At 71.8% G+C, this 6,800-nt stretch carries 4 protein-coding genes; 3 read left to right on the top strand and 1 reads right to left on the bottom strand.

The features are described from left to right. Positions 1–254 precede the first annotated feature (254 nt). Entirely contained in the window at positions 255–1,094 is an 840-nt protein-coding gene (locus ACFVYN_RS16190; RefSeq protein WP_389998309.1) for a triphosphoribosyl-dephospho-CoA synthase, read from the bottom strand. 504 nt (positions 1,095–1,598) lie between these two features. Between ACFVYN_RS16190 and ACFVYN_RS16195 the strand changes: the two genes are divergently transcribed. From ACFVYN_RS16195 to fxsT, 3 genes are all read left to right on the top strand, one after another. Then, the gene (locus ACFVYN_RS16195) at positions 1,599–1,793 is read left to right on the top strand and encodes an FXSXX-COOH protein (protein ID WP_389998311.1); all 195 of its coding nucleotides are present in this window, start codon (positions 1,599–1,601) and stop codon (positions 1,791–1,793) included. Positions 1,794–1,829: 36 nt separating this feature from the next. Continuing rightward, entirely contained in the window at positions 1,830–4,244 is a 2,415-nt protein-coding gene (locus ACFVYN_RS16200) for an FxsB family cyclophane-forming radical SAM/SPASM peptide maturase (protein ID WP_389998314.1), read from the top strand. A 66-nt stretch (positions 4,245–4,310) separates the two neighbouring features. Next, positions 4,311–6,800: FxSxx-COOH system tetratricopeptide repeat protein (fxsT, locus tag ACFVYN_RS16205; RefSeq protein ID WP_389998317.1), on the top strand; the 2,490-nt coding region annotated here is incomplete at its 3' end.

Here is a 6,800-nt window from a genome sequence, read left to right on the forward strand (position 1 = left end):
GGGGGGTGCTGGTGCGGTGAACGGGGCGGGGTGGGCTTCGCTCGGGCGCCGACGGTCCTGGGTGGGCCGCGGGCACTGACCGGCTTCGGGCGGGCCGCGCTCGGGCGGTGAACGGTGTCGCGTTAACGCGTGCTTGGACACCGACCGGCCGGCATCGGGCGGGGCCGTCCATGGACGCCGACCGGCGTCGAGTCGCTCGCGCTCGTGCACCGGCAGGCGCCCAGTCCGTCCCCGGGACTGGGCGCTCGGCGGCGTCAGGCGGGCAGTGGACCCGTGGTCACCGGAAGGGCGTCCACGAACAGGGCCCCCGCGAGCAGCCCCGCGCTGCCGCGAGGGCTCCACGCGCGTGTGTGGAGGTCGGCGTCCAGGGCGAGCAGGGCCTCGCGGCCCGCGTCCGTCGTCGTACCGCCCGCCTCCAGGACCCCGCGGGCGCCCGCCTGGACATGGCGAAGGCCGAACGGGCCCGCCGTGTAGAGGAGTTCGGTGTCCTGGAGAGTTGACATCACGGTGAGCAGGGCGTCGAGGCGGGCCTCGGCCTCGTCGGCGCCCGCCCTGCGGGACCTGGTCAGCGCGTCCAACGCCCGCCGGACATGCGGGAATCCGGCCCGTGCCTCGCCCCGGGCGCCCGCCGCGCCGTACTTCGCGGACACCGAGGAGCCCCGGGAGGGCCGGCGCGGGGCCCGCTTGTCTCTGTGCGCGGCGATCTTCTTGGCGGTGGTGGCCACGTCCTCGGACCGCGCCCCCGGGTCGAGAGCAGCCGCGGCGACCAGCAGACCGAGGGTCCACAGGGCACCGCGGTGGCCGCCGCCGGCCAGGCCCACCGAGTGCTCGGTGCACCGGCCGATCGCGCCCAGTTCGGCACGCAGCTGGGGGCTGGGCTCGCCGGTGCGGCGGGCGGCCGCGGCCATCGCCGCGAGACCGGGCGCGAGCGCCTTGGCCGACCAGCGCAGCGAACAGTGGTCCCTGCCCGGGCTCGTGGCGCGGGCCCCGAGGTCGCGCGGGTCGGGCAGACCCGGCTTGGGTGCCAGGGCCAGCTGACCGGTCAGCGCGTCCACGGCGGCCAGAGCCAGCGCCTCGTCCTCACGGCTGCTCATGGCCGTACCTTACGAGGACGCGGAGGCCGAGGGACCGGCACTTTCGGACGGAGCGCCGCTCGGCGGTTCGCCCGACGGAGCCCCGCTCGGAGGCGTGCCACCACCCCCGCTGCCCGCGCCCGTGCCGCCGGTCACCGCGATGGTGCGACGCCGGGTGATGCTCGTGTTCCTGTGGTTTCCCGCCATGACCGGGAACGTAGGAAGCGAGTCCGTCAGGAAGTTGGGGAGAGGCTGTGTGAGGGCTGAGAGTTCGGCAAAGCTGAAGTGCGTGATGGGCGCGGAAGACGAGGTCGCGCTCAACGCCCCCCGGAGTGAACTTGATCGACCCCCTGTGTGTCCGCCGTGTGATTGCATGGCAACCCACGATCCGTCGTCCGGGGTCTTTCACACTCACGAGCATCTCGCCGTGCGGGGTGCTCCCGATGCGCTCAGCATCCGCTCCGGTACACCGACTCCTGTCCACTCGCCCGCCCCAACGGGCGCACGGAAGATCGAGGTTCGTCCATGGACAAGCCCACCAACGCCCCGGCCGAAGAGTCGAAGAAGCATCCCGCCACCTGCGAACGGAGCTCGCTGGTACGGCTTGCGGCCCGGGCGGCCAACCGCAGCTCCGGCGCCCTCACGCGGGTCATGCAGCGAGGCACACCGGACCGCGAGCTCTCGCGGATCCCGGTGGCGGCCTTCCAGTCGGCCGTCTGACCAGGGATTATCCGCCATGAACCACAGTGCGAACTGATGGACCCCTCACCGCACCCCCTGAGCCAGTTCGTACTGAAGATGCACAGCCGCTGCGATCTCGCATGCGACCACTGCTACGTCTACGAACACGCGGACCAGAGCTGGCGAGGCCGCCCCGCGGTGGTCTCGGGCGAGATCCTGGAACTCACCGCCAAGCGCGTCGCCGAACACGCCCGCGTCCATCGGCTCGACACCGTTCACGTCGTCCTGCACGGCGGGGAGCCCCTCCTCGCCGGCCGGGACAGGCTCCGTCTGGCGGCGCAGAGCCTGTCCACCGCCCTGTCCGGCGTATGCGCCCTCGACCTGCGCATCCACACCAACGGCGTCACCCTCGACGAGGAATTCTGCGAGCTCTTCGCGGAGTTCGACATCAAGGTCGGCGTCTCGCTCGACGGCGACCGCGCCGCCAACGACCTGCACCGCCGCTACCGCAACGGCCGCAGCAGCCACACCCCGGTCCTCCGCGCGATCGACCTGCTGAACCGCCCCCGCTACCGGCACCTCTTCGCCGGCCTCCTCTGCACGATCGACCTCCGCAACGACCCGGTCACCGTCTACGACGCCCTCGCCGAACTCGCCCCACCCCGCATCGACTTCCTGCTCCCCCACGCAACCTGGGACGAGCCCCCTCCGCGCCCCGACGACAGTGCCTCGGACACTCCGTACGGCGACTGGCTGCTGCGCGTCCACGACCGCTGGACCGCCACCGGCCGGCCCATGGGCGTACGAGTCCTCGACTCCGTGCTGCGCACCCTGCGCGGCGCGAGCAGCCTCACCGAGTCCCTCGGACTGGCCCCGGTGGAACTGGCGGTCATCGAGACCGACGGCGCGCTCGAACAGGCGGACTCGCTGAAGACGGCGTACGACGGAGCGCCCGGCACCGGCATGGACGTGCGCGCCAACTCCCTGGACGAGATGGCCGTACACCCCGGCATCGTGGCCCGGCAGCTGGGACTGGACGGACTGTGCGAGACCTGCCGTGGCTGTCCGGTCGTCCGCTCGTGCGGCGGGGGGCTGTACGCGCACCGCTACCGCTCCGGGAGCGGCGCCGGCGGGTTCATGAACCCGTCCGTGTACTGCGCCGACCTGAAACAGCTCATCACCGGAATCCGCGACAGGGAAGAGCAGAAGACGCCGATGCCGCACCTCCCCCTGGACGACGCGCATCTCGACGAGCTCGCCACCGGCTTCGGCGGCGCCGAAGCCGTGGAACTGCTGGCCCGGCACGAACTCACCGTCAACCGCGAACTTCTCGCCGCCGTCTGGCACGAGAGCGCGCACAGCCCGACCGGTACGGCGGCCTGGGAAACCCTCGCGGTCCTCGACGCCGAGGCTCCCGAGTCGGTGGACGCCGTACTGGCCCACCCCTACCTGCGTCCCTGGGCCCAGTGCGCGCTGAGCGGTGACGGGGAAGCCGGCCGGATCGCGATGCGCGGGGTCGCGGAACTCGCCGCGGCTGCACTGGTGCGGGCCGGGCGCGAAGGCACCGTGACCGTGCCGGCCGGTTCCGGGGTGCTGCGGCTGCCGACCCTGGGCGCGTTCGTCGTGGGGGACGCGACACGGGCGCAGGTCACCGGGGGCGCGGACGAGGGTTTCACGGTGCGGGTCGGAGGGCGGACGCACACCGTGGGCCGCAAGTCCGGTGCGGATCCGGCGTGGTGGGCCCGGCACCGGTTCGAACTGCCGGGCTGGGCCGTCGCCCTGGAGGACACGGACCCCTGGCGGGACGCCCACGGCTACCCCGTGCGGGCGCGGCTGTCCCCCGCGGCGGCCGAGGAGTGGCGCGAGCATCTCGCCGCCGCGTGGGAGTGGATCCGCCGTGAACTGCCCGCGTACGCGCCTGGACTCGCCGCGGGCCTGAGCGTCGTGACCCCGTTGCGGGAGTCCTCCACGGGCGGGGACATCAGCTCGGCGGCCCGGGACGCCTTCGGCGCGGTCGGCATCGCCCGGCCGGACACGCCCCAGACCCTGGCGTGTCTGCTGGTCCACGAGTTCCAGCACGTCAAGCTCGGCGCCGTACTCGACCTCATGGACCTCTACGACCCCACCTGCGAGCAGCTCTTCCACGCCCCCTGGCGTCCGGATCCGCGCCCGCTGGAAGGGCTGTTGCAGGGGACGTACGCGCACATCGCCGTCGTCGACTACTGGCGCGCCCGCCACCGCACCGCGGAAGGCACCGCGGCACACGACGCCGAGACCCGTTTCGCCCACTGGCGCGAACAGACCGCGGAGGCCGTCGACACTCTGCTCGCCTCCACCGCCCTGACCGACCTGGGCGAACGCTTCGTGACAGCCATGGGCGAGACCATCACCAACCGCCTGACGGACCCGGTCGGCCCCGACGCGCCGGCCCGGGCCCATGAGTCGGCGACGCGGCACAGGGAACGTTCGACGGCCCGGAAACAACCGTAGCCGGGCGAAACGGTCCGCCGTGTCGTCCGGCACGCAACGACCAGACCAGGACAACCGGGGGGTTCCATGACCGAGGACCGCAAGGGTTCAGTGATCACCTTCTACTCGTACAAGGGCGGTACCGGCCGGACGATGGCCCTCGCCAACGTGGCCTGGATCCTGGCCGCCAACGGCTATCGCGTGCTCGCCGTCGACTGGGATCTCGAAGCCCCCGGCCTGCACAGGTTCTTCCACCCATTCCTCAAGCCCTCCTTACTGCGGGCCACTCCGGGCCTGGTCAACCTGATAGACGACTACCGCCGTGAGGCACTGCGCGACCTGCCCGACCGCGAACCGGACTGGCACCGCCGCTACGCCCGGGTGCGCCCCCACGCCATCTCCCTGGAGTGGAACTTCCCGGAGCCCGGCAGCCTGGACTTCCTGTCGGCGGGCATGCGCCACCGCGACTACCCGATCGTCGGCAACATGGACTGGGACAGCTTCTACAGCAGCTACGGCGGCGGCCAGTTCTTCGACGCGATGCGCACGGACATGGAGCGGTACTACGACTTCACCCTGATCGACAGCCGTACCGGCCACAGCGACCTCGCCGACATCTGCACCGTGCAGATGCCCAGCACCCTGGTGGTCTGCTACACACTCAGCGACCAGAGCATCGAGGGCGCCGCCGCGGTCGCCCAGGACATCGAGGAGCGCTACGGCGACAAAGGGATCCGTATCCTGCCGGTCGCCATGCGCATCGACGACGGCGAGAAGGACAAGGTCGACGCCGGACGCGCACTGGCCCGTGAGCGCTTCGACGGCCTTCCCAGCGGCATGGACCCCGAGGAACTCACCGCCTACTGGGGGTCGGTGGAGATTCCCTACCGCCCCTACTACGCCTACGAGGAGATTCTCGCCTCCTTCGGCGACCCGCCCAAGGTCGCCAGTTCCATGCTGACCGCCTGCGAGCGGCTGACCTCCGTCGTCACAGCGGGCCGGGTGACCTCCCTGCCGCCCCTCAACGAGGTCAAGCGCAACCAGTACGTCTCGGCCTACACTCGCCGCCGCCCCCTGCCGCCGTCGAAACTGCTGCTCCAGTACGTCTCCGAGGACCGGATGTGGGTGGACTGGCTGGAGGCGGTGCTGCGCGAGGCGCGCTTCGAGGTGGCCTCCCAGGACGTGCGGTCGATGACGACCCTGGAGGTAGGCGCGGAGGCGCTCGCCGGCGGCTCGCAGCGGGTGCTCGCCGTGGTCTCCCCCGCCTTCCTCGGTTCCCGGACGGCCCAGGCCGCGTGGGAGGCCACGGTGCACTCGGGCGGTCCGCACCAGCACCAGCCGGTCGCCCTGCGGGTCGGGGACGTGCAGCAGATTCCGTACGCGAGCCGGGGCGGCACCATCGATCTGGCCCGGCTGGACGAGGAGAGCGCGGCGACCGCGCTGCTCACCGGTCTGGGCCGGCCCAGCTCGCCGCAGCCGGCCGCCCGCTCGCAGGGCGCGCGCTTTCCCAACAGCAGCACGAGTGTGTCCAACGTCCAGCCCCGCTATCCGTTCTTCACCGGCCGCTCCTCGATCCTGGAACAGGTGCGCCGCCAGTTCGTCACCGGCGCGTCCGGGGCGCGGCTGCCCCAGGTGCTGCACGGGCTCGGCGGAGTGGGCAAGACCCAACTGGCACGTGAGTACGCCAACCGCTTCAAGCCCGACTACGACCTGGTGTGGTGGGTGGACGCCGAACAGCCCGACCTGGTCGCGCCCAAACTCGCCGACCTCGGCCGACGGCTCGCCCCGGGCATCGGCGACGACGTGTCCGAGGCCGCCGTGGCCGCACTCCAGGCACTACGGGCCGGCCGCCCGTACAAGCGCTGGCTGCTGGTCTTCGACAACGTCGAGGACCTGGACGACGTGCTGAACCGCTTCAGCGACCAGACCGGCCCGATCCCGGACGACACCTACGGCCACCTCCTGGTCACCACCCGCACCAAGCCGACCTCGACCCAGGTCCGGACGGTGGAGGTCGAGGTCTTCACCCGGGAGGAGAGCGTCGAGCACCTCACCGGACGGGTGCCGGGACTGCGCGAGGAGGACGCGGCCCTGGTGGCCGACGCGGTCGGCGACCTGCCCCTGGCGATCGAGGTCGCGGCGGCCTGGCTGGCCACGACGGCCACGCCCGTGGGCGAGTACATCGAGCAGCTGCGTGAGCAGAGCACCCAGGTGCTGTCGGTCCAGGCCGCCGTCAACGCCGTGGAGTACCCGTCCTCCGTGGGCGCCACCTGGAACATCTCCGTCACCCGGCTGCGTCACGAGTCGCCCGCGGCGGCCCGGCTGCTCGAACTGTGCAGCTTCCTGTCCGCCGAGCCGATCTCGATGGCCCTCGTCGGCAGCGACGCGATGATCAGGGCGCTGCTGCCCTACGACAAGGACCTGCGCGCGAGGTACATGCTCGGCAAGGTCACCCAGGCCCTGAACAGGTTCGCGCTGGCCAAGGTGGACGCCACCGACAACTCCATCCAGGTGCACCGGCTCGTACAGGCCGCGGTGCGCGACAGCATGGACCCGCAGGTGGCCGAGGACACCGTT

This window comes from Streptomyces sp. NPDC058307 (assembly GCF_042880295.1).
Classification (GTDB): domain Bacteria; phylum Actinomycetota; class Actinomycetes; order Streptomycetales; family Streptomycetaceae; genus Streptomyces.

Bases quoted from the DNA above. Each gene is read 5' to 3' on its own strand.
- ACFVYN_RS16195 (WP_389998311.1), top strand. From the start codon at position 1,599: ATGGACAAGCCCACCAACGCCCCGGCCGAAGAGTCGAAGAAGCATCCC.
- ACFVYN_RS16190 (WP_389998309.1), bottom strand. From the start codon at position 1,094: ATGAGCAGCCGTGAGGACGAGGCGCTGGCTCTGGCCGCCGTGGACGCG.
- ACFVYN_RS16200 (WP_389998314.1), top strand. From the start codon at position 1,830: ATGGACCCCTCACCGCACCCCCTGAGCCAGTTCGTACTGAAGATGCAC.